At 38.1% G+C, this 20,586-nt stretch carries 22 protein-coding genes; 4 read left to right on the top strand and 18 right to left on the bottom strand.

The window, feature by feature from the left end; genetic code table 11:
- Positions 1-18: 18 nt before the first annotated feature.
- On the top strand, positions 19-423 hold the full coding sequence (locus POF52_RS19260; protein ID WP_043977398.1) for a GNAT family N-acetyltransferase: 405 nt from the start codon (positions 19-21) through the stop codon (positions 421-423).
- 71 nt (positions 424-494) lie between these two features.
- Here POF52_RS19260 and hpf read toward each other — a convergent pair whose 3' ends face one another.
- The 5 genes from hpf to POF52_RS19235 form a co-directional block, all read right to left on the bottom strand.
- Positions 495-1,046: a ribosome hibernation-promoting factor, HPF/YfiA family gene (hpf, locus tag POF52_RS19255; protein ID WP_013059750.1), complete on the bottom strand. Its 552-nt coding sequence runs from the start codon at positions 1,044-1,046 to the stop codon at positions 495-497.
- A gap of 189 nt (positions 1,047-1,235) precedes the next feature.
- On the bottom strand, positions 1,236-1,574 hold the full coding sequence (locus tag POF52_RS19250; protein WP_176585233.1) for a flagellar assembly protein FliT: 339 nt from the start codon (positions 1,572-1,574) through the stop codon (positions 1,236-1,238).
- Positions 1,575-1,576: 2 nt separating this feature from the next.
- Positions 1,577-1,978 (bottom strand): flagellar export chaperone FliS, encoded by a 402-nt coding sequence (gene fliS, locus POF52_RS19245; RefSeq protein ID WP_025752547.1) that lies wholly within the window; start codon positions 1,976-1,978, stop codon positions 1,577-1,579.
- A gap of 16 nt (positions 1,979-1,994) precedes the next feature.
- The gene (locus POF52_RS19240) at positions 1,995-3,794 is read right to left on the bottom strand and encodes a flagellar hook-associated protein 2 (RefSeq protein ID WP_176585232.1); all 1,800 of its coding nucleotides are present in this window, start codon (positions 3,792-3,794) and stop codon (positions 1,995-1,997) included.
- 202 nt (positions 3,795-3,996) lie between these two features.
- Positions 3,997-4,683 (bottom strand): hypothetical protein, encoded by a 687-nt coding sequence (locus tag POF52_RS19235; protein ID WP_271994161.1) that lies wholly within the window; start codon positions 4,681-4,683, stop codon positions 3,997-3,999.
- A gap of 325 nt (positions 4,684-5,008) precedes the next feature.
- On the opposite strand from POF52_RS19235, the gene POF52_RS19230 reads away from it, so the two are divergent.
- The gene (locus POF52_RS19230; RefSeq protein ID WP_043977411.1) at positions 5,009-6,406 is read left to right on the top strand and encodes an amino acid permease; all 1,398 of its coding nucleotides are present in this window, start codon (positions 5,009-5,011) and stop codon (positions 6,404-6,406) included.
- Between the two features lie 37 nt (positions 6,407-6,443).
- Here the strand turns inward: POF52_RS19230 and POF52_RS19225 are convergent, their stop codons facing one another.
- A complete protein-coding gene (locus POF52_RS19225) occupies positions 6,444-8,156 on the bottom strand; it encodes a sodium:solute symporter family protein (protein WP_271994159.1) in 1,713 nt (570 codons plus the stop codon).
- Positions 8,157-8,784: 628 nt separating this feature from the next.
- Here POF52_RS19225 and betB point away from each other — a divergent pair.
- Positions 8,785-10,275 (top strand): betaine-aldehyde dehydrogenase, encoded by a 1,491-nt coding sequence (betB, locus tag POF52_RS19220; protein WP_271994157.1) that lies wholly within the window; start codon positions 8,785-8,787, stop codon positions 10,273-10,275.
- Between the two features lie 21 nt (positions 10,276-10,296).
- Positions 10,297-11,499 carry an iron-containing alcohol dehydrogenase gene (locus POF52_RS19215; protein ID WP_271994155.1) on the top strand — a complete coding sequence of 401 codons (1,203 nt, stop codon included), beginning with the start codon at positions 10,297-10,299 and terminating at the stop codon, positions 11,497-11,499.
- A 41-nt stretch (positions 11,500-11,540) separates the two neighbouring features.
- Here the strand turns inward: POF52_RS19215 and cudC are convergent, their stop codons facing one another.
- The 12 genes from cudC to POF52_RS19155 form a co-directional block, all read right to left on the bottom strand.
- Positions 11,541-12,095 carry a choline uptake/conversion transcriptional regulator CudC gene (gene cudC, locus POF52_RS19210; protein WP_028409671.1) on the bottom strand — a complete coding sequence of 185 codons (555 nt, stop codon included), beginning with the start codon at positions 12,093-12,095 and terminating at the stop codon, positions 11,541-11,543.
- Positions 12,096-12,323: 228 nt separating this feature from the next.
- Positions 12,324-12,554, bottom strand: a complete 231-nt coding sequence (csrA, locus tag POF52_RS19205) for a carbon storage regulator CsrA (RefSeq protein ID WP_013085431.1) — start codon at positions 12,552-12,554, stop codon at positions 12,324-12,326.
- Between the two features lie 24 nt (positions 12,555-12,578).
- The gene (gene fliW, locus POF52_RS19200) at positions 12,579-13,001 is read right to left on the bottom strand and encodes a flagellar assembly protein FliW (RefSeq protein ID WP_043977425.1); all 423 of its coding nucleotides are present in this window, start codon (positions 12,999-13,001) and stop codon (positions 12,579-12,581) included.
- An 81-nt stretch (positions 13,002-13,082) separates the two neighbouring features.
- Positions 13,083-13,964, bottom strand: a complete 882-nt coding sequence (flgL, locus tag POF52_RS19195; RefSeq protein ID WP_176585227.1) for a flagellar hook-associated protein FlgL — start codon at positions 13,962-13,964, stop codon at positions 13,083-13,085.
- Between the two features lie 2 nt (positions 13,965-13,966).
- Positions 13,967-15,490: a flagellar hook-associated protein FlgK gene (gene flgK, locus POF52_RS19190; protein WP_271994151.1), complete on the bottom strand. Its 1,524-nt coding sequence runs from the start codon at positions 15,488-15,490 to the stop codon at positions 13,967-13,969.
- Between the two features lie 18 nt (positions 15,491-15,508).
- Positions 15,509-15,970: a flagellar protein FlgN gene (locus tag POF52_RS19185; protein ID WP_271994348.1), complete on the bottom strand. Its 462-nt coding sequence runs from the start codon at positions 15,968-15,970 to the stop codon at positions 15,509-15,511.
- Positions 15,971-15,991: 21 nt separating this feature from the next.
- Positions 15,992-16,246 (bottom strand): flagellar biosynthesis anti-sigma factor FlgM, encoded by a 255-nt coding sequence (gene flgM, locus POF52_RS19180; protein ID WP_014457790.1) that lies wholly within the window; start codon positions 16,244-16,246, stop codon positions 15,992-15,994.
- 159 nt (positions 16,247-16,405) lie between these two features.
- Positions 16,406-16,819: a TIGR03826 family flagellar region protein gene (locus tag POF52_RS19175; protein WP_176585224.1), complete on the bottom strand. Its 414-nt coding sequence runs from the start codon at positions 16,817-16,819 to the stop codon at positions 16,406-16,408.
- A gap of 61 nt (positions 16,820-16,880) precedes the next feature.
- Entirely contained in the window at positions 16,881-17,573 is a 693-nt protein-coding gene (locus POF52_RS19170) for a ComF family protein (protein ID WP_271994346.1), read from the bottom strand.
- Positions 17,573-19,078: a DEAD/DEAH box helicase gene (locus POF52_RS19165; protein WP_271994149.1), complete on the bottom strand. Its 1,506-nt coding sequence runs from the start codon at positions 19,076-19,078 to the stop codon at positions 17,573-17,575. Before POF52_RS19165 ends, POF52_RS19170 begins: the two co-directional genes overlap by 1 nt.
- A 79-nt stretch (positions 19,079-19,157) precedes the next feature.
- Positions 19,158-20,003 carry a DegV family protein gene (locus POF52_RS19160; protein WP_176585222.1) on the bottom strand — a complete coding sequence of 282 codons (846 nt, stop codon included), beginning with the start codon at positions 20,001-20,003 and terminating at the stop codon, positions 19,158-19,160.
- Between the two features lie 106 nt (positions 20,004-20,109).
- On the bottom strand, positions 20,110-20,547 hold the full coding sequence (locus POF52_RS19155; protein ID WP_176585221.1) for a YaaR family protein: 438 nt from the start codon (positions 20,545-20,547) through the stop codon (positions 20,110-20,112).
- Between the last annotated feature and the right edge of the window lie 39 nt (positions 20,548-20,586).

Genomic DNA, 20,586 nt, shown 5'->3' with positions numbered 1-20,586 from the left:
AAAAAAGGGGAATGTAGAATGAATGTTCAATCGATTACAAAAGAACAAGCTTGGGAAGTCCGACATACCGTCATGTGGCCTGATAAAGATTTCAGTTATATTCAGCTGAAAGATGATCCATTAGGCATTCACTATGGACTGTTTGAAGAAGGAGAGTTAAAATCAGTTGTTTCCTTATTTATAACAGGTAATGAAGCTCAATTTCGAAAATTTGCTACTCTCAAAGAAGAACAAGGAAAAGGATATGGCAGTCGTCTACTAGAGGAGGTTTTTCTCAAAGCTAAGAACCTTGGGGTACGAAAGATCTGGTGTAACGCACGAGAAAATAAAGTCTCTTTTTATCAGGCATTCAACATGAAAGAAACCACGCGTGTATTCACCAAATCTTCTACGCGCTATGTAGTGATGGAACTATTTTTTTAAGCAGCTAAAAAGCAGCGTGCGGAGGCACGCTGCTTTTACTTTACTGCTCTTGTTTAAGAGAGCCTATAATCTTAGTTTGGTTCAATCAATCCATATCGTCCATCTTTTCTTCGATATACAACGTTTGTAATGTTGGTCTCAGCGTTTGTAAACACAAAGAAACTATGTCCTAACATATTCATTTGCAAAATAGCCTCTTCACTATCCATTGGCTTTAAGTTAAATCGTTTTGTACGAACTAGCTCTAATTCATCTTCTTCAGTTGCAACTGCTACGTTCGCTTCACTTTCTAATGCTGCGAACAGATACTTCTCAGCGCCTTTTTCACGCATTTTTCGATTTACTTTTGTTTTATGTTTACGAATTTGACGCTCTAATTTATCTAGGACAAGATCGACAGCTGCGTATAAATCACTGTGTGTCTCTTCAGCTCTCAATACGAGATCATTCATTGGGATTGTGACTTCTATTTTTTGATCGTTATTGTAGACTTTTAAGTTTACATTTACGTCAGCAGTTGGTGTTTCGTCGAAATAACGCTCTAACTTACCAAGCTTTTTCTCTACGTATTCCCTAATTGCTGGAGTCACCTCAATGTTTTCACCGCGAATGTTATACATCATGTTCGAACTCCTCCTTTAATCCATTGCTATACCTCTACAATTCTACAATACCCGACACAATCCCTTCCTAAACTATTAAAATTTTTTGAAAATTTAGTGAAAATTTATGGAACCTGAGAAAAGTTTATGAAAAAACCAAAAAAATAGACCTTCTTCATAAGAAGAAGGGTTGTATTTTTTTACGCAGGATTAATTTTTTTTATCGTAAAACATTCCATCAAACGTTTTTGTCTCGTAAGGGTTTACATAGCTGTTACTATGCTTTTTTTTCGCTTTCAGCAAACGGAGATCTACCATAATTTGATGCCGAATTAAGATGAGCTTTTGATCAATTTCCTTATTCATTTCGACAATTTTCTTACCAATCGATTCATTATCCCTACTTTTTGGCGGCAGTTTCTCTATGAGGTCACGTCTTTCTAATAGAAGATACTCTAACTTTTGAATGCCTTCTTCTCGATTTTTGTCAGAAAATGTTTGAATAAGCCGATAAATCTCATCAGTTAGCTGATATAGGTCGTTAATCATATTTATGCTTGACCGCCGCTTCCATGGACTTGCTGGCGGTGAAGCTGCACAACTTGCTTCCATGTATCGCGGAATTCTGTTACGTATTGTTCCGCTTCATCCAAGCTTGCTGTGTCATTTTTTGTATTTGCTTCAATTAAACACTGGTTAATATAGTCATACATAGCCATCATAGACTTAGCAACTTGCACGTTTGTATCAAGGGTAATCATTAATTCTTGAATAATATTTTGTGCTTTTAACAGATTCGTATTTTTCAGCTCAATATTTTTTTCCTGTATGCCTGTTCGTGCAAGTTTGATAAATTTTAAACACCCGTTATACAGCATAAGCGTTAACTCTCCTGGAGAAGCAGTCTGAACAGCTCCTTGCTGATACGCTTGATATGGATTATTTGCTGCCATAAACGTTCACTCCTTCTTAACTAAAATATTGCGATAACTGCGCGCTTTGAGCATTTGCATTTTGAATGGCTTTTTCCATTGCTGTAAACTGACGATAATACCGGTCCTCCACTTGTGTGAGCCTGCTTTCAAAACTAGTGATTTGGCTATTTACGCTTTTTAAATTCCGCCCAAGCAAAAATTGTTCACTTGTCCATGTTGAACGGCCAGCGCGCTGCTCAACTTTGGATACGGTTTGAGTAATCGTATCTCGTAAACGTCGTACAATCCCTTTTTCACTTGTTGCACTTCCACTTTTCATAAATAAATCCATCACAGACTGCGGATCTTTTTCAATTGCTTCTTTTAATTTAGTTCCGTCGCCTTCTATGACTAGCTTGCCTCGATCGCTATAGTTTGCGCTAGTTGAAATGCCAATGTCGGTTAGTTGCGAAAATCCTCCGCTCACTCCTGATACAGAGGCATACCAGTTAGAACGCATTTGGTTTAGACCGCTTGATAAAATTGAGTCTCCTTTTAACAAACCGCTTTTTGCCTTAACATCCCACTGCTCAGCTTGTTTATCCGTTAGTTTTTCTCTTTCTTCATCAGTCAAAGGCTGATAGTTCCGGTCTCTTTCTTCCGTAATCTTTCCGTTAATCTTTTCAATCAGTTCATTGTATTTGGTCACGAAATCTTTAATTGTATCAAATACTTTTTGCGTATCATTGCTTACGTTAACGCGCACATCTCCTGTGAAATTGTTTTGAAGGGTATAGGTAACGCCTCCAGTAGTAAATGTATTGGACTTACGAGTTGTTTCTAGACCGTTTAGCGTAAATTTTGCGTCTGTTCCTTTGGCATCACCGGCGAGCTGTAAAAAGCCCGTCAAAAATCCTCCTGAAAAAACCATGTTTGAACCATCCCCACTATCAGCAGAAGATAAATTTCCTGTATCTTTACGAGTCATGACAACTTTATTTGTTCCTTCATCGAAAAAGGCTGAAATGCCTACTTTTGAATTGCTGATTTGTGTGAGAAGGGTGTTTAATGAGGTGGAACCGTCAAATTCAAATGGCGTACTTCCATCTGTATTATCGCCCGTTGCTTTACCGTTGCTGTCATAAGTTGTAATAGAAAACTTCAATACATTTTGCTGATACGAAAATGCTTCAATGGTACTGCCGCTTGTTAGTGTGGTACCAAATGTCATTTCACCTGTGTCTTCGTTAATGAAGACTTCATCAGAACCTAATGTTTCCGCCTTTGTTCCTATTGTCACTTTATACTCTTTACTTGTACCATCCGTGGTAACAGATATAGAGTTTAAAGTGCCTGTATTCTGATTTACAGCAGAAATAGCACCTTTAGCTAATTTCACTGTACTAGTATCCGCACTTAATGTTATGGCAGCTTGTTCCACTGTTTTCTCAGTCCACACACTTGAATCCATCGACCCGCGTTGAGACCACAAGCTTTTCGTCGGATCCATACTAGAATCAATACTAGTGCTAATACTCTGCGCAGCAGTCGCCATTGTCACGTTTGAAAGAGTATAAGAGGCATTTGCTGCTGAGGAAGTAGCTGCTGCTTTTACTTTCGTTTCATCCGATGAAGATACGGTTTTGGATGAATAAGAAGACTGCAAGGTCATATTAAAAGCGAGATTATTAAATTCTGATAACAGCAAGTTCATAGAGCGATAATCATCTCGCTGCCACTCTAACGTTTGCTTTTGTTTTTTCATTTTATCAATAGGCATACGTTCAGCCTTCATTAAATCACTGACGATTTGATCAATATCCATTCCGCTTGCTAACCCACTTACTCTTACCACTTACCATCACCACCGTTTTTTTATTCATCTATTCATCAACTGTTAGCCATGAAATATGAGTGTGTTTTTTCGAATCTTCTTATTCGTTCATAGGTTCAACACTTCTCTATTTTGTATCGGTAAAACAAACATTTTTTTCATAGGTCAAATGATGCAAAATAGAAAAAGCTCACTTATTTTTCTACAATAAGTGAGCTTTTTATTATTGGCCAAGCAAGTTCAGTTTCTGGGATAAATTTCTTTGAATATCCTTAGGAATAAGGTATGGTGCTAGATTTATAATATCTCGTAACGAATCAATGGTTACAGAGGCAGATAAATTTATATATTCATCCGTTGTATCTGCTTGCTCAAACGAAATGGAGTCTGGCAAATTATTGAGCAGAGTAATTTCATTCATTTCTTTATCGACCGTGACATCAGAATCCTTATCAATATTTAAGCGATCCCATACAAGAGACATCGGAATCGGCATTCTTCCTAAATGCACGCTATTCACCTTTAAAACAAGCTTTCCATTTTCGGCATTTGGTGTTACGTCAACTACAAACTGTGGTTCCATAAAAGATACTACATGTTTATTAATATACAATTTTATATGTTTTGGAAGCAACTCGGCTTCTGCTCCGTCAACCGTTTCATCATTTTCGTAAAGGTAGCTGCGCAAATAATCATTAACATCGCTCTCGCTTAATCGGTATCCTAAAATAGGAGCGCCTCCGTTCAGTTCTAGCGACGTCGCATGAGCGGACTTTTCTTGTGCCAGTGAAGATAATGAAGCAGTCTGATCAAGTTTTTCAATATTTCTGACTGGACTAACGAAAAAGTACAACCCAGCTAAAAGGATAATAAATAGAAAAATAACAGCTATAAATTTTCTCAAACACACGCACCCTCTCAAACATTCTTCTTGGAATATAATACCGATTTCTCTTTTATCATACAAGATAAATAAGATGTATGTCGAAAATTTGTATAAAATGTACGTATATACCAGACATCCCAAACGGCGAATAAGTCTACAATGAATAAATCGAGTCTGTTACGACTTAAAAATCGACAATTTTAGTAACTTAAAGTCGATTTTTATAGGAATTTGATAATTGGCACACTTCTTGCTTATTATAAAGGTAAGGGGAGGAATTTCTATTTATATTTTCAGAATTTACTTTATTTTCTAATAGTCTTTCGATAATTTTAAAGGAGTGAATACGATGGGAAACAAAACAGAATCACACGGAAAGTTAAAGCAACGTCACGTTTCCATGATTTCCATTGCAGGTATTATCGGAGCCGGCTTATTTGTAGGAAGCGGATCCGTTATTAATGCAACAGGCCCAGCAGCAGTAGTTTCATATGCAGCAGCCGGACTGCTAGTCGTTCTATTGATGCGTATGCTCGGTGAAATGGCTATGGTAAACCCAGATAAAGGCTCATTCGCAACATATGCTCAGCAAGGAATTGGCGCGTGGGCAGGTTATGCTGTCGGATGGCTTTACTGGTTTTTCTGGCTAATTGTAATTGCGATTGAAGCCACTGCAGGAGGAGCAATTGTTCATGAATGGCTCCCTTCCGTACCAATTTGGCTTTTAAGCTTAATCTTAACCTTTGCATTAACTTTAACAAACTTGTTCTCTGTCAAATCATTTGGAGAATTTGAATATTGGTTTGCTATGATTAAAATTGTGGCAATCGTTGCTTTTATGGGAATCGGTTTAGCTATTATTTTCGGATTAATCCCAGGTACATCTTCACCTGGTCTAGCTAATTTAACGGGCCACGGAGGCTTTATGCCAAAAGGTACGAACTCTATCTTTTTGGGAGTTATCACCGTTATTTTCTCTTATTTCGGGGCTGAAATTGCGGCTATTGCAGCTAGTGAATCAGAAAACCCAGCAAAAGCTATCACAACTGCTATTCGCAGTGTCGTATGGCGAATTTTAATTTTCTATATTGGTTCAGTTGCTATTTTAGTAACTCTTTTACCTTGGAACTCAGCTGATTTACTAAAAAGTCCATATGTAACAATGTTAGAAATGGTCAATATTCCAGCAGCTGCACAAATTATGAATTTAGTCGTATTAGTATCCGTTTTGTCTTGCTTAAACTCTGCTTTGTACACGAACTCACGAATGATTTTGTCATTAGCTCAAAAAGGACAAGCTCCTCGCGCTTTAGCAAAAGTAAGCAAATCAGGCGTGCCGGCAAGAGCTGTATGGATTAGCACAGCTGCTGCATATGTATGTGCTATCTTTAGCTTCGTTTCGCCGGATAAACTCTTTTTATTCTTAGTTAATGCATCAGGAGCCATTGCTCTTATTGTGTACTTAGCTATCGCTATTTCTCATTTACGCCTGCGTAAGAAAATGAATCGAGCAAACCAGCCAATTAAAGGGATGAAAATGTGGTTGTTCCCGTATTTAACATACGTAACAATTGCTATTATTACAGTGATCTTCTTATCAATGGCATTTATTGATTCGATGCGCTCACAGTTTTTCTTAACTCTTGGATTAACCGCTGTGGTTCTTCTTTCATACTCGTTCATCAAAAAAACAAACAACAAACGACCTGACGATCAATTTTCCGAGTCAGAAAATATTGCAAAATAAAAAAGCCGCAGATGCGGCTTTTTTATTTTGCTTTTGATTATTTCTCAACCGATATGTCACGATGAAGATTTCGAAGCGGCTGAGGAGGGCAAATACGTCGCGTCGCGTAGGAAACGATAAAAATAGTTAACAACCCGCCTACCATCGCAAATGTGCGAAACGGAAACATGACCACTCCGTCTTCAATCATCGGATACGGAAGCAGCGCTTTTAAATGAAGCATCGGTTCTCCTCCACCTATTCGAAGAACAAGAGACACAATAAACCCAGCCAAAGATCCGTACCAGTTAGCTCCTTTAAAGAATAAAGCACAAACCAACTGCGGAAAAAGTATACAATACACGAGGTCCCCTGATAAATACCATAAAGAGTAGACACTCTCAGAGTTCAAAGCAATTAGAGTTGCTCCCGTTCCAATGATAATGATAGAACGTTTAATAACTTTATCTAACTGCGCCTGTGTCGCATTTGGTTTTACAATCGGACGATACACGTTCCAGGCTGCCATCCCCGACGCTGAAAGCAACGAAGCCGCTACTGCAGCCATAACGGCAGCAGCTAGTCCTCCAAGTGCAATCGCTCCTACTAAATCGGGCGTTAGGTATTTAAATACATACGTTAAAATCATGGACGCGCTCTCAGGGCTTGACGCTCCAAATGAAGACCAGTCTGCACTATAACCTATCATCCCTATTAAAGTTGGAGGCAAGGCCGCTAACGCGCAAAAGATGCCGGCTGTAATAGATAGCCACATTGCTGCTTTTTCGTTTTTAGCAGATAACACGCGCTGAAAATAAATCTGCCATGGAATACCACCAAAAATAAGTAAAAATGTGCTATCCCACCATTGCCAATATGTATTTCCCCATTTCGGATCTTCCCAGCCTTTTATTGGAGGAAATAAATGAAGAGAACCAGTCATGCCTTCTGAATAAGTAGAAAAAACGGCTCCCACCCCTCCCGTATTCGAAAATGCAAAGGGAAGCACCAGAAATAGTCCTAAAAACATAATAGAAAGCTGTAAGATATCGGTATGTGCTACTGCCCACAAGCCGCCAATCACGGTGTATGCAATGGCAATAAGTGCGGAAAGAATGATGGAAATTGAAAAACTGAGGCCTAAAATCACACCGAATGTTGTTCCTAAAGCAGTTAAGATAGCTGCGCTCCAAAACAGCTCTCCCAGTATAGCTGGAAAATAAAGAACCGTAGCCATTTTCTTACCGAAACGAGATTCTAGAGGATCGAGCATTGTCATAAACTCAAACCTTCTCATCTTTCTAGCAAAAAAGATACCGCCTAAAATCAAGCTGATTGAATAACACCATGGCGCTTGAGTCCATGTCAGCCCTGAGGAATAAACGGTTTCGGCCGTTCCAGCAATATACCCTCCACCTACCCAAGTGGCGGTCATTGTGAACATTGAAATCCATAGCGGCATAGATCTTCCTGCAACAAGCATATCATCTGATTTTCCTTTTTTACTTGCAGCGGCTCGAGCACCAATAAAATAAATAACACCATACATAATGAACATTAAAATGAGGCCTGGCCAATAGAGATCTGGATTATAGAGAGAATAGATAAATGCGACAACCATAAAGATGGAAAATCCTATAATAGTTGTCCATAAGGGGGTTAGTAGACGGTTGTTCCTGTTTGATTTCCCTGAAAAGTCAGAAGTCTCATTCGACTTTTCAGGCCTGGCTTGTTGTGTGTCTGAACGAAATGGCTTTTTAGCATTTTGCATCGTCTCACATCCTTTAAATTGATAAAGAAATCTAAAGACATAATTGTCCTCTATTCTCTTTTCCTACCAGCATACAATTAAACCTAAAAATAGATTTTTTAGAATAAAATATAAATAGTTGGATTATAAATACCAATACGAGGGGGAGAAATTACGTTTATATAATTATATTAAAATAATTTAAATTAACTTTTTTTATTATTTTGCTAAGAACTCATAATTATTTTCATCTTCCATCTAAACTCCTTTCTTAATTTCCACATTCAAAATCCTTTGTTTCTCAAGGTTTGTATGCAAGCAGATATAGTACTATGGTTAATATATCTGAATGTTTAAGATATTGTCAAAAAAGTTTGAGTGTTTTCATATAAAAAAAGAATAATATTCTCATAGCTCGTACATAAAAAACCCTTTTGTATCAAGGGACATAGCAATCAGTGATTTTTTATTACTTTTTGTTAAATTTTTTCTTAATATCCGAATGATTAGTCTCTTCCAGAGAAGATAATCTAATAAATTCTGAACATTTGGATTTTTTAGATTTGACTAAATTAAATAACCGATGCTATAATTCGAATTATTAAGAACGTTAAATATAAATTTAACAAATTCTATTATTTGGAGGTAGATGCTATTGGAACAAACACTTACGCTTGAAAAAATGCACATAAACGGCGAATGGGTTGAAGCACGCAGCGGCGAGAAAAGGGAGATTATAAATCCTTTTAATCAAGAGGTTATCGCTGTCGTTACAGAAGGAAATCGTGCTGATACTGTAGAAGCTATTGAAGCAGCTAGAAAAGCTTTTGATGCAGGTGAATGGTCTAAATTTACAGCGGCCCAAAGAGGTTCTTTACTATTTAAAGTAGCGGAAGAAATTCGTAATGATCGTGAAGAACTCGCTAAACTTGAAACCTTGAATACTGGAAAAACCCTCATTGAAAGCCTGGCAGACATGGATGGAATTGCTGATGTCTTTCAATACTATGCTGGATTAGCAGATAAAGATGGTGGACAGATGATTGAGTCACCTAATCCCGATTCTGTTAGCCGCGTTGTCCGCGAACCTGTAGGTGTATGCAGCCAAATTACTCCTTGGAATTACCCTTTATTGCAAGCCTCTTGGAAATTGGCTCCGGCACTTGCTGCTGGGAATACAATTGTTATTAAACCAAGCGAAATCACCCCTTTAACAACTATTCATATGATGAAAATTTTTGAAAGAGTTGGCTTTCCATCAGGCGTCATTAACATTGTACTCGGCCCGGGTGCGACCGTTGGACAAGAAATGGCAGAAAGTCACTTAGTAGATTTAGTTTCCTTTACAGGCGGCGGTGTATCTGGACGTAAAGTCATGCAGGCTGCCGCAGGCAACTTTAAAAAAATCGCTCTTGAACTCGGTGGGAAAAATCCGAATATCGTCTTTGCTGACGCTGACTTTGACACTGCGGTTGACTATGCATTAAATGCGGTCTTCTTTCATGCCGGTCAAGTTTGTTCAGCTGGTGCGAGATTACTCGTTCAAGATGATATTCACGATAAATTTGTTTCAGCAGTTATTGAACAAGCCAAAAAAATTAAGCTAGGAGACGGCATGGATGAGGCCACTCAAATGGGACCCGTCATCTCAAAAGAACACCTAGCTAAAGTGGAACATTACATTGAACTCGGGAAACAAGAAGGTGCTTCCCTTATTTTAGGAGGCAAACGTCCAACTCAAGAGTCTTTACAAAAAGGTTTATTCATTGAACCAACTATTTTTATAGACTGTCATGGAGATATGAAAGTTGTCCAAGAAGAGTCATTTGGTCCAATTATGACCATTGAGCGCTTCAGTACTGAAGAAGAAGCGGTGGCACTTGCTAACGATACAATCTATGGATTAGCTGGAGCCGTTTGGACAAGTGATATGAATCGAGCTGAACGTGTAGTGAAAGCACTCCGTATGGGAACAACTTGGATTAACGATTATCATCCCTACTTCCCGCAGGCTCCTTGGGGAGGTTATAAGCAATCTGGGATCGGAAGAGAGCTTAGCCACATTGGGCTAGAAGAATATACGGAAATCAAACATATTTATACGAATACAAATCCACAGCCAATGCGCTGGTTTCAATAAAATTCAAGGGGGAATGTAAAGATGTTTATGCGATTTGAAAGAATGGAGCGTTTAAAAAGTTTTGAGATGCCAACGGTTGTAAAACATGGAATTGGTGCTGTTAAGCATACTGGAGAAGAAGTAAAAAACCTAGGTGTATCTAAGGTTTTACTAGTAACAGATCCGGGTGTAAAAAAAGTAGGTTTAGCAGATCCTGTAATCGCTAGTTTAAAAGAAGCGGACGTAGACGTTATTCTATTTGACCAAGTAGAAGCCAACCCTTCTATTCACGTGGTAGCAGACGGCACAAAAATGTACAAAGAAAATGGATGCAACGGACTAGTAGCTGTTGGGGGCGGAAGCTCAATGGATACGGCAAAAGCTATTGGTGTAGAAGTAGCTCATAATGCTCCCGTCTTAAATTATGAAGCAGCTGAAGGAAAAAAACCTTTAACAAAACGTATCCCTCCTTTAACAACCATTCCTACAACTGCGGGTACAGGAAGTGAAGTTACACAATGGGCTGTCATTACGGATCCTGTTCGTGAGTTTAAGTTTAATACAGGTGGACCTTTAATTGCTGCCCACTTAACAATTATTGATCCAGAACTTCACGTATCCATGCCTTCACATATTACGGCCGGTACAGGAATTGATGCATTAGCTCATGCAATTGAATGTTATACATGTCATTTTGCACAACCAATGACAGACTCTGTTGCTTTGTTGGCTATTGAATACGTTGGAAAATACTTACGACGTGCAGTTGCAAATGGACAGGATATCGAAGCACGCTATGGAATGGCGCATGCAGCTATGCTTGCTGGCCTTTCATATGGAAGTGAATCTGCAGGAGCAGCTCACGCGATGGCTCAAACATTAGGAGGAATTTATCCAATTGCCCATGGCCCTTGCGTAGCAGCAATGCTAGGTCCTGTAATGGAATATAACTGGATGGGCGAGCCTGAAAAATTTGCGCGCATAGCTCAAGCTTTAGGAGTTAATACACACGAATTAACGCTTGAAGAAGCAGCTCAAGCAGCTGTTCGTGAAGTATATCAACTAGTTAAAGATGTACAAATCCCTTCTTTAGAAGAACAAGGAGTTCCAAAAGAAGCGGTTTCTCGCTTAGCTCAAGAAGCATTTAATGATCCACAAACAGTTGGTAACCCTCGTGATTTAACTGTAAAAAGTTACGAATGGATTTATAATCGCTGTTTTGAAGCTACAACATTAACTGTATAAAAATGATAAAAAGGCTGTTGATTTTTCAACAGCCTTTTTATTTACTCTTTCGCTAATTCTTCATTTAAAATATCGATGATTCTTCGGTCGTCAAAAACTTTCACTACTTTTTTCAAGAAATGATAATAATGTTTGGACTCTATAATCTGCGCTAGATTACGCTTTGCTTTTACTGCGATCTCCTCAGGTACATCTTCATCATTTAAGAGAATCTGCAGCTTGTTTTCCGCTTCTTCGATTGCCTCTAAATTAACTGAAATTTCTCTTTGCCACTTCTTACAGAAAAATGAAAAAAAGGACTTAGAAAAATCTTTTTCTGCTTCATATAAGTCTTTTCGAACACCTTTTTTCCACACTTTGTGGACCATATCAATATTTTGCAGTGAACGAATGGATGTACTCATCGTTGGTTTACTCATACCCAATTCTTCACTCATTTGATCTAATGTAACAGGCTCATCCATAAAATAAAGCATGCCATACAGCCTTCCTACTGAAGGTGTGACCCCATATAAATCCATCGTATCAGCTAAAGCGCTGACAACTACATCTTCTGCTTCTTTTAATAAATCATGATACTCTTGAACATCACTCATTTACTCTTCTCCTCTTTTGTTAAATTTATTTGAATTATACTTAATAAATTTAATGATACACGATAAAAAGGAAAAAAACAGAAATTCAGTTCAATTTTTTTGATAAAAAAGAAGCCTTTCTCTTGAAGAGAAAGGCTTAAGACATAGTGGGGAATACTATATGTTTATCTTTCCCGATTTAGATATTATTTATACCGTATATTTTTGATTATTTTCAAACCGATCGTTTTATTTCTTTTTCGGTAATTGTTTCAGCATATCAATAGCATGTAATGTAATTTGAGAAGCACTTTTATTTTCGTTACGTATTTCTTCATAAATCTCTTGTCTATGAATATCTACAGACTTTGGAGCTTGAATTCCTAACTTTACTTGATCACCATTAACTGCAAGGACGGTCACTTCAATTTCATCACCTATTTTGATTGTTTCATTTAACTTTCGTGTTAAAACAAGCATGGACTCACTCCTTATCTATTCCTCTTACTCAAATAACCTGTGCTTCGTTTCGTAAGCTGTATTCATTAAAATCACTTGCTTAGCAAGCTGTTGCTTTGTATTAATAATAACAGGAGCCTGCAAATTAGCCGTTATCTTTTCCATAGAATCTGACATCGTAAGCAATACGTAAACAGCTGCATCTTCCGCTTGTTGTAATTGAAGCTTTTCGATTTCCTGAGGTTCTAAGTGAAAATCATAATCTAAAAAAAACTGAAATGGATCCGTGATAATAAAAGCTAATTCTTTGGTTTGAATAGACTGCAAAACTTGGAAAGCTTCGGCTTCTGGAAGTGGTAAAATAACGAATTCAGTTTCTTCCAAAAAACCTGGAATCCCTTGATTGAATGTCAGTGTTTGCTGATTATCTATTTCTATATCTCCATGATAGCTTGTTGAAATTTTCATCTCATCACACCTTTGCTAATTGATTTTTTCTTTTTATCTTTTTTCATTATAAAAAAGCTCCTTCTGTTTAGAAGGAACTTTTTAACGCAAGAAATCTAGTAGCGTAGGCTGAATAATTTGAGCTCCTACTCCCAAAGCAGCACGATGCACGCTTTCTTGTACGGTTAAATCCGTAATGACTTTTTCAATATCTGCATCTTCATTATTTGAAAGCATCTTAGTAGCCGTAATTTCCTGTGAATCAAGGCGGTTTTCGATCAGCTCAAGCCGATTGCTCCTTGCTCCCAATTCAGATCGCTCCGCTAATAGCGTAGACAACTGCGTGTCTACCTGTGTAGAGAGATCTTTTAGTGAGTTTACATCGTTTTGTTCAAAAGCTGTTTGAACATTCTTCATTAAGTCGAATGCTCCTTGTCCAAAAATGTTTTCAGGATGAATATTGACTCTCAGCTGGATACCTTTTGATACTTCAACTGAAAAAGGATCCAGGTTAATGTTCGATTCTATCACACCGCTTTCATTCTCACTTATAGGCGGTGCTCCTACATTTACACCGTTAAAGATATAGTTTCCTGCCACCTGCGTATTGCCCACTTGCATATAATCCAGCTTTAACTGTTCGATTTCACGTGCAATCGCTTGGCGGTCATCACTTTCATTCGTACCGTTTAACCCTTGCACGACCAGCTCCTTAGTGCGCTGAAGAATGGAATTGACTTGTTCAAGTCCTGATTCTGAACTATCGAACCAAGACTGTGCTTCTGTTAAATTACGTTTATATTGATTTACTTCAGAAAGATTCGAACGATAAGCCATTCCTTTAGTAGCCACTACGGGGTCATCAGAAGGACGAGTAATTTTCTTTCCCGTTGACAATTGGTTTTGAAGTGTTTCAAGCTTATTATAGCTATTGCTAATCTGTTTTAACGAATTAGCCGCTAACATTCCTTGTGTGACGCGCATCTTTACCTTCCTCCAGTTCCAAGACCGTTTACAATTTTATCAAGCATTTCATCAATCATAGTCACCATACGGGCACTAGCGTTATATGCATGCTGAAACTGAATCATATTGGTCATCTCTTCATCTAATGAAACTGCACTGGTAGACTGTCGTCTTTGCTCTACAGCTCCCTGAAGGGTTTCTGAATTACTTTTTAAGCGGTTGGCTTGTTGGGCATCTACTGACATTTGGCCAATAACAGATTGATAAAAGCCATCTAGGGAAACAGCTTGATTCCCGGAATTAATAAGCACCTTTTGACGAAATTGAGACAATAGCTGAGCATTTTTTCCATCTCCTTTGCGGCCAGTTCCATCATCCCCAGAGGAGGCCGAAGAAGCAGCAGCAATATTGTTTGTGTTGTGTTTAATTTTATCAGCAATAACAAATCCAGTTGCAGCCCCTTCTTTCTGAGAAATCTCATTAAAAAAGGACATACCAGTATCACCATCTAGCGTGACACCTTGTTGGTGCTTATCATTAAACCAATTTACAAATTCATATGCCATTTCATCTAAATCATCAATCATTGAAGCGTAAACACCTGTTTTATTACCACTATTATCTATATATCCAGAAGCCTCAATTAACCCTTTAAGTTTTCCTTGAGGAAATGACTCAGGGTTCCGTATCTCATCCCCTATATGAATTTCCGTCACATAGGAATCTTGATTTGTTTTCAAACTGATGGCATTTACTTGATGAGTTTTCCCATCTAAAAGAGTAATAGCCCCCTGAGACGTTTGAAGCTGAACCGTTACCACTCCTTCTGACGTTGCAGAAGCGTTCCCGCTGCTTTTTGTATACTCTAAAGAAACCGGCATAAATTTAGAAATCTCATCTAGCAGCCGATCTCTTTCATCATACAAATCATTAGGCAAATAGCCATTCGGTTCTACGTTTTGTATTTGTTGGTTCACATTACTTATTTGCTCTAACAAAGAATTCACTTGTGTTACCGCTACGTCACGCTCGTTTTGTAAATCACCTTGAACCGTTTTTAAAGAAGTAGATAAATAAGAGAAAGTATCGCCTACTGCTTCAGCTCGTTCAAACATAACAGACCTGGCTCCTGCTTCTGAAGGGTGTGAAGCTACATCTTGAATGGACTCAAAGAATTGATTAAAAACAGCTGAAAGTCCATCTTCAGTAGGTTCATTCATAATTTCCTCCATTTTTTCAAGAGCGCCAGCGCGCGCATCCCAATACCCCACTTTAATGGTTTCATCTCGATACTGGGTATCTAAAAATGTATCACGTATTCGCTCTACCGTGCTGGCTTCTACTCCCATTCCTATTTGGCCCGCAGTTCCAGTCTGATTCATCCCTGGGGCTGGATAAGCTGGGAACGTTTCTAAACTTACTCGCTGACGCGTATAGCCCGGCGTATTTGCATTAGATACGTTATGGCCAATCGTGTAAAGAGCCGCTTGTTGGGCATCCATTCCTCGTTTAGCCACCTGCAAACCATGAAATGTTGAACTCATTCTGCTTTCCTCCGTTCTTTATGCCTTCGAATTAAAAATAGAGTTGGACTGAAACGATCTATTATTTGTTTTTGTGTAATTGAACGAATCCTCTCGTTTCGATGGAACAAGAAGGTCTAGTTCGGTATGAATCAGCTGCAAAGACTGTGTGAGCAGCTGATTGTTTAAGTTATTTGCATACTTTATATCTTGAATTATATCTATTAGCTGTTTTTGAAAGGGTATCAAGATGGAGTACTCAGAGAATGAGCCTGCTATTTCTTCAATGGAGCGAGCAGCATGTCCGCTTTTTTCCATCGCTTCTATACGTTTTGTTTCCAGTGCAGAAATAGCAGCTATATGAGATTGCTCTTTTTGCAAAGAAGCCGTCAATGCCTTTACATCTTGTTTAATAATAAAGTTCGTTTTCTCTTTAACAATAACAGACAAACTTTTGTGAAGCGTTACTTGTTTTTCTAGTATCGTTTGAATTTCTTGCACGTTCAATCAATGTCAGTCCTTTTATTTTTTATAGAAATCTACAATACTTTTAGCAATTTCTTTTCCGTTAATTTCGTATGTTCCGCTGTTAATTTGCTGTTTTAGTTTCTCCAATTTTTCAAGTCTTTCTGGAGATGGTTCATTTCCCTGAAGTTTCTTCGCCTCAGATGAAATATGAATCTGATCTTGTGGATTCTTTTTAGAGACCTGTTCTGTTTTTTCTGATTGTTTTTTGTACGGATTTATTCCAAATAAGTTCGATGGGTTAATCTTCATCTCTCTCACCTCTTTTTATATTTGTATCCGTTATCTCTATTCATTATATCGGAATTTCCGCCTAAACCTTTAGCATAGGCAAGGAAGTTGAGACCATTTTCACAGTCCACTTTAAACATAGGTCTATAGATAGAGAATCTGCAAACACTCCGCACACTTTTACTCTTTTTTCCTTTCGTTAGAACGATAGGTGGGACGCGTCGGCTCTTCATTTGAACGAATCATCTCACGATTATGCTTTTCTAACCCATGTTTAATTTCTTGAGAGCATGAATGACAGAGTTTACCTTCTCGAATCTGAGCGTTGCATTGCATGCATGGATAGCTTATGTTTGGAAAGTTCGTTAGCACTAATCGACCTTGTCGAATAAATTGATGAATTAACGAATCTGAAACGCCCGTTTCTTTCATGACTTCGTAAGTCGTTGCTGTACGATTTACTCTCTTCTTCAAGAATGAAGAAACACGTTGAAACAGAGCTTCTTCTTTGTCAAAACATGATTTACATATGTTTATTGATCCATTTTTTACAAATAAATGACCGCATTCCCTGCAATTATCTAACGTTCCCATATTCGAAACTCCTCATTTGTTTTTTATTTTACTATCGGTCAAAGTTTTAAATTATACATCTTCATGCACGAATTAAAGTGAGCGAACGAACTGAACGTGCCCCAGCTTCCTGCAAACAATTTGCCGCTTGGCGCACGGTTGCTCCTGTTGTATAAATATCATCAATCAAGAGAAATTCTTGATTCATAACCATTGAGGAATTGACTACTTTAAATTCCAGTCTTTCTGCCAGCCGACTTCGCCTATTTTTCTTTGATTGCTTTGTTCCTGAACAGCGAACAAGAGGCATTTCTATGTTGTCACTGATCAGTTCAGCTAGCGCTAAAGATTGGTTAAACCCTCTCTCATATAATCTCTCGTCCGTTAAAGGTATAGGAACTAGTATCGCTTTTGGATTACATTCTTTTTTATAGAACTTATACCACTGCTCCTTGAATGCTTGGATAATTTCATAATCTCCTTGAAATTTAAAACGTTCTATTATGCTTTGCATAAAATCATTGTACGTATAAAGAGAACGGTTGAAAAAAGAAGCATCATTCCATTTCTGACAGTCCATACATGTGTCTAGCTCATAATGAGAAGAAGCGAGGTCTGCAAGAGAACGGCCGCATCCCCTGCAAATGCTACTGGTGATGATGGGACATTTTTGCAAGCAAATAGTGCAAATTCTGTCCGTTGAAGAAGGTTTTAACAATGACCTCCAATCGAAAGAAGAGACAAGAGGTTCAAAACAAATCAGACATATTGTCATCAATCAACCAGCCCTTCCTTATAAGCTAGAGCATTCATATATTCAATATGCTCTTTTGCTTTTCGCATAGACAGAGACTGCCCATAATGAAAAAAAACCACGTCTCCCGTTGGAAATTGAGCACTCCTCCCCACTCTTCCTGAAATCTGAACAAGAGCACTTTCAGTAAAAATCGTTTCTTCTGCTCCCAATACTGCAACATCTATGTTGGGAACCGTTACGCCTCGCTCTAATATTGTTGTCGTTACTAAAATAACGAGCTGCCCTTCTCTAAATTTCATTACTTTTTCTTTTCGCTGGGAATCTTCAGCATGGACACCGTCTACCTTTTCCGTCAGCTTCCTAATCATATCTGTGATCGGAGCAATCCACTTAATTTGCGGGACGAAAATAAAGCATTGTTTTCCTTCATTTATTCTTTTTTTCAGCCATTTCTCAACATTAGCAGGCAAAGTATCTGTTTTCATTTTTTTCTTCCAATTGCCACACCATTCAAACCGAGGAACAGGAATAAGCATTCGATGATAGCGGGCTGGAATTTTGACTACTTGTTTTTTCCCTTGCTCAACGTCTTTTTTTAATGATTCATTTGGAGTCGCTGTTAAATAAATCTTTGATGCAGCGTGTTTAGCTGCTTTTGCAACAGCATAGTGCAGCATAGGCTCCGTCGAATACGGAAATGCATCTACTTCGTCAATAATCAGCACATCGAATGCTTGATAATAATGCAGAAGTTGATGAGTGGTGGAAATAATAAGAGAGGATTCATGAAAACGGTCTTCGCTGCCTCCATACATAGCCAGCACAGACATATCCGGGAATGCCGATTGAATTCTTGGCTTTAACTCAATAACTACATCTGTTCTTGGAGTAGCAATACAGACTTTCTTTCCGCTGTTCAACGCTGCTTCAATACCTTTAAATAAAATTTCCGTTTTTCCTGCTCCGCAAACAGCCCAAATTAACAGCTCTTCATCCTTTTTTATAGCTTGAATGAGTTCATTTGAAGCACGTTCTTGAGCTTTAGACAGCATCCCTTTCCAATTCATCACACTGCTTTTTGGCAGAACATTACTTGTTGGTCCTTCCCAGTTTATAAAAGGTGTGCACTCACTTACTTTCCCCATCACAATACATGCTCGGCAATAGTAGCAATCCTGGTGACATCTACTGCATGGAAATGAAGCAAAATAAAAGGGGCTATCACTTCCACACCGGTTGCATTTATATCCGTTTTCTTTCTGGGTAAGTGCTTTTTGATAGGAAATATATCCGTTTAGATAATGTTCATGAATGAGAGATAAAGGATAGGGAGTCTGAGTTAGCAGAAGCTGCTTTCCGCTTAGAGAGCGCTGAAGATCTAAAGAGTAGGGGTATGAAGGATTTAAAGGTGGAGTTCTCCACGTATCGATTTTTGAGAGAGGAAAAGCAGCTGGGCTAGGTACTTGAACGGGATTTAGCAATTCTTGTTTAACAGTAAAAAGCATATCTTCATTCCTTTCCATGTTTATCGTACACATCTATATACGCAAAAAAAGGTGTTTTTTCCTGCAAAAAAACCAAATCAAATGATTTGGTTTTCGATTACTTTTTATACCAGCCTATACCGATGGCACCTTCACCTAAATGCGTGCCAATCACAGCGCCAAAATAAGAAATACTCCATTCAATATGAGGATATTCTTGTTCTAAGTCTCGTTGAATTTCTTTTGCTTCATTTTCACGATTAGAATGAATAACTACAGCTTTCATAGGTACATTTTCTTTTGCATCCTCATCAAGAAGCTCCGTGATTCGTTTTAACGCTCGCTTACGCGTACGAATTTTTTCAAATGGAACAATTTTTTTAGATTCAAAATGCAGCACTGGCTTTACTTGAAGCAGACTGCCGATAATAGCCTGAGCAGCATTTAGGCGACCTCCACGCTGCAAGTGAGATAAATCATCTACCATAAAATACGCACGCATTGATAGTTTCATCTCTTCAAAACGCGCAATGATTTCGTCAGGATGTTTATTTAATTGGACCATCTCGGCTCCTTCAATCGCATAAAAACCTTGAACCATACAGCTGATTTCTGAATCAAATACGTGCACGTCAAAGTCTTCTACCATGCTACCTGCCGTCAAAGCACCCTGATACGTTCCGCTAATTCCACTAGATAACGTAATAACGATAGCAGCATCGAATTGATCTCGTTTTAACTGTTCAAACAACTCTACAAATTCTCCGATAGCAGGCTGAGAAGTGGTTGGAAGATTTTTTGCTTCTTTAATTTTTTCAAAATATTGATCTGCAGTCATATCTACTTCTTCACGATATGTTTCTTCACCGAAAATAACGCTTAGCGGCACCATATGTATATGATAGTTTGATCGAATTTCCTCTGATATATAGGCGGTACTATCTGTAATAATTGCTGTTTTCATAAGATAGGGATCCATCCTTTGTTATATAAAATAATTTCACTCTATTCTACAACATTTAGGATTAAAATGCATGTAACGAGAGGCTTACCTATTAGTAAAAGCTCCCTCACGTATACATATTGATTAACAAACCTTGAATTTCTCCAACCCGCTTGAGTAAATTTAAACTGTCTTTTTCTTTTTGAAGGATATCATTTGTCAAGTCAACTAGTTTCGTATCCACTTCTTTCACTAACTTATATACTCTAGTCGTTCCTCTATGATTAAACCCTCTTTCTTCATGAAGTTCAAAACCATTTTTAACGACTTCGTTCATAAACTGCTTCACAAGCGTCTTGTATTTCCGCAAAGAATCAATAGTTTGGCTTTTCACTAACTGCTTTCCCTGTTCTTCAATTTTATTTATCACTTGAGTTAAATGTTCATAGGTTAGTTCTTTTTGTTTCTTGGCCATTACTCCTGTAAATGAAACCGAACCACTTACTTCTTTTTCTCTAATGAGATTCATGGAAGAAGAAAGACTGTTAATTCGCTGTACCTCCACTATGTATCTCTCCTTTCTCTGTTAGTATACACTCCATTC

Source organism: Priestia sp. AB, assembly GCF_028369225.1.
Lineage (GTDB): Bacteria > Bacillota > Bacilli > Bacillales > Bacillaceae_H > Priestia > Priestia megaterium.
The sequence above is the reverse complement of the archived record's forward strand: the minus strand, read 5'-3'. Positions and strand labels throughout refer to the sequence as shown.